Raw genomic sequence first — 2,178 nt, forward strand, 5'->3', positions numbered from 1 at the left:
TCTCTTTTTGTTTTATATCCTGCCAAATCTCTTAGATCGAACATAAGGTAATAGGCAGCGCGCCTCAAAAATAATCCTTTCCTATCACAGACTCCCTCTGAAATGAAAAAATTAATTTTCAAATAACCCAAAAAATGTACTCACTTTCAAAATATTTATGTTAACCTAAATTAAAATGAGTTAACAAGGTGGGATTAATTTGAACTCCGAGAGCAGAAGACTTCGAATTATGATCAACTGCGCCATTTTTGCAGCCATAACAGCTATACTGGCTCAAGTGGAAATTCCTCTTCCAGTAGTTCCAATCAGCGGTCAAACGTTAGCGGTAGGGTTAACCGCTACTATTTTAGGAAGCCGCCAGGGAGCGGCAGCAATGACTTGCTACGCTGCTTTAGGAGCAGTCGGACTGCCTGTATTTGCAGGTTTTAAAGGCGGGGCTCAGGTGCTGGTTGGTCCTACGGGAGGATATATCATTGGATTTATTGCTGCGGCATTTGTCACTGGGTATATCTTAGAAAAAACTTCATTCAACTTACCAATGGCTTTAATAGCCAATACGGCCGGAATGATTGTCACCCTTTTGTTTGGAACGATCCAATTAAAATTTGTTTTAGATCTCACTTGGACGCAAGCCCTTGCCGCCGGTGTCTATCCTTTTATCGCTGTAGGATTAATCAAAGCCTTTCTGGCAAGCTGGATTGGAATAACTGTCAGAAGGCGTCTTGTACAGGCGAACTTAATTCATTCTTCCAGGAAAGCTGTGGCTTAATCATTTGTGCCTGCACTGCTAGAAGAAAGTTCGATGAAGAACACGCCATAGTGATGAGTTTTTTCACATTGACCTCGATGGAAAATGTAGTAATCATCTTCCCCACTGAAAAATTCCATCATTCAACTCACACCCCTTCTTCTATCGGGGTGGTGGATTCTCCCTACAAATGATAAACGATGGGAAAAGTTCCATCGTTCATTATCAAGAAAGGTTTTAAATAAGCCAGGACTCCAATCCGGCTTATTTTTTACTTTCACCACATATTCAACTTGACCTTCCCTATAAAAGTAAAGTAAACTTAACGTTAAGTTTACTTTACAAAAACACACTTGGAGGAAGCTATGAAAAATATCATCAGGGATCAGCGAATCGATCATCAATTGACCCAGGAGCGACTCTCAGAACTCCTTAATGTGTCGAGACAGACGGTGATATCTCTTGAAAAAGGAAAGTATAAACCTTCTCTAGTCCTTGCCCACAAGCTTGCCCAGATTTTTAACTGTCATATCGAAGATCTATTTATCTTTGAAGGAGATGAAAACATTGAATGACTTCTGGAATAACATGATTGGACTTACAGGATTGATTGTGGGGTTATCCATTGCACTAGCGGTTATTTTGATTAACCGTAAGTTTATGAAGAAAAACAGACAACTTGATGAGCGTCAGCATACCATCAGTGTCCACGCTCGCGCAGGTGGCTGGATGGTTACCTCAGCCCTGATCATTATAGTCTGGGCTGTGGAAATCGTAGTAGAAGGAGTTACCTTTTCTTTCTTCCTGCTCACTTTTCTATATGTGGGGCATATGACAGCCTATGGGCTCTTTGCTTATCATCACGCTGCAAATAACTAATTTTAAGTCAGGAAGCTAAGGAGGACAGCTATGAATACGATCTCGCTCATGATTTTTCTTTTACTTTGTTTATTGTTTCTCGGGAATGGAATTTACCAGGGTATTGCCAACGAGAGCTGGACAGCGCTTATTATAGCCATTATCGTTATTATTTTCGGGGCAAGAAGCATGTGGAAACGTCAGAACAAAAAACGCCCCCGTGACTAGGGGGCGTTTCACTAGGAATATCTCGGGTATTCATAGCGCCCGAACCATTGGTATCGGTGGCTTGAAAACCATAAATAAAGAGGGGATCCGATAAGATGCAAACCTGGTAAATAAAGAAGAAGACCAATTAAAGAAACGGGTGGCAATACAAGCATCAACCTGCGTATCGTAAAGAACCCTTTCTTGATCTCTCCCTCCTTCGTCAGCATATGAATCTCATCCAGGGTGTTTCGGCCTTCTAAGTAGGGATACTTTCCACTTTGCTCAATTGCTTGGACAGACACCCACTTAATTTGGTCCAACCAGTCAAACTTGCTGAAAACTCTCTTAATCTGGTAACAAAA

6 protein-coding genes are annotated in these 2,178 nt (G+C 41.3%); 4 read left to right on the plus strand and 2 right to left on the minus strand.

What is annotated here, in order from left to right:
* Nucleotides 1-199: 199 nt before the first annotated feature.
* Nucleotides 200-769 (plus strand): biotin transporter BioY, encoded by a 570-nt coding sequence (locus WAM07_RS18600; RefSeq protein ID WP_422168880.1) that lies wholly within the window; start codon nucleotides 200-202, stop codon nucleotides 767-769.
* On the opposite strand, the gene WAM07_RS18605 is transcribed toward WAM07_RS18600, so the two are convergent.
* A complete protein-coding gene (locus WAM07_RS18605; protein WP_422168881.1) occupies nucleotides 766-891 on the minus strand; it encodes a hypothetical protein in 126 nt (41 codons plus the stop codon). The genes WAM07_RS18600 and WAM07_RS18605 overlap by 4 nt on opposite strands.
* 222 nt (nucleotides 892-1,113) lie before the next feature.
* On the opposite strand from WAM07_RS18605, the gene WAM07_RS18610 reads away from it, so the two are divergent.
* Genes WAM07_RS18610 through WAM07_RS18620 form a run of 3 tightly spaced genes read left to right on the plus strand, consistent with a single transcriptional unit; the run spans nucleotide 1,114 to nucleotide 1,834 of the window.
* Nucleotides 1,114-1,323, plus strand: a complete 210-nt coding sequence (locus tag WAM07_RS18610; RefSeq protein ID WP_041601458.1) for a helix-turn-helix transcriptional regulator — start codon at nucleotides 1,114-1,116, stop codon at nucleotides 1,321-1,323.
* The gene (locus WAM07_RS18615; protein ID WP_422168882.1) at nucleotides 1,316-1,627 is read left to right on the plus strand and encodes a DUF2178 domain-containing protein; all 312 of its coding nucleotides are present in this window, start codon (nucleotides 1,316-1,318) and stop codon (nucleotides 1,625-1,627) included. The genes WAM07_RS18610 and WAM07_RS18615 overlap by 8 nt, the downstream gene beginning before the upstream one ends.
* A 30-nt stretch (nucleotides 1,628-1,657) precedes the next feature.
* Nucleotides 1,658-1,834 (plus strand): hypothetical protein, encoded by a 177-nt coding sequence (locus WAM07_RS18620; RefSeq protein WP_014645080.1) that lies wholly within the window; start codon nucleotides 1,658-1,660, stop codon nucleotides 1,832-1,834.
* A gap of 11 nt (nucleotides 1,835-1,845) precedes the next feature.
* Here WAM07_RS18620 and WAM07_RS18625 read toward each other — a convergent pair.
* A partial coding sequence (locus tag WAM07_RS18625; RefSeq protein ID WP_422168883.1) for a DCC1-like thiol-disulfide oxidoreductase family protein occupies nucleotides 1,846-2,178 on the minus strand: 333 nt, incomplete at its 5' end.

Origin of the sequence: Halobacillus sp. (assembly GCF_049282395.1) — a bacterium.
Classification (GTDB): Bacteria; Bacillota; Bacilli; order Bacillales; family Halobacillaceae; genus Halobacillus.

What these genes read in the sequence shown, in the direction of transcription:
- WAM07_RS18610 (WP_041601458.1), top strand. Translation starts at nt 1,114, where the DNA reads ATGAAAAATATCATCAGGGATCAGCGAATCGATCATCAATTGACCCAG.
- WAM07_RS18605 (WP_422168881.1), bottom strand. Translation starts at nt 891, where the DNA reads ATGATGGAATTTTTCAGTGGGGAAGATGATTACTACATTTTCCATCGA.
- WAM07_RS18620 (WP_014645080.1), top strand. Translation starts at nt 1,658, where the DNA reads ATGAATACGATCTCGCTCATGATTTTTCTTTTACTTTGTTTATTGTTT.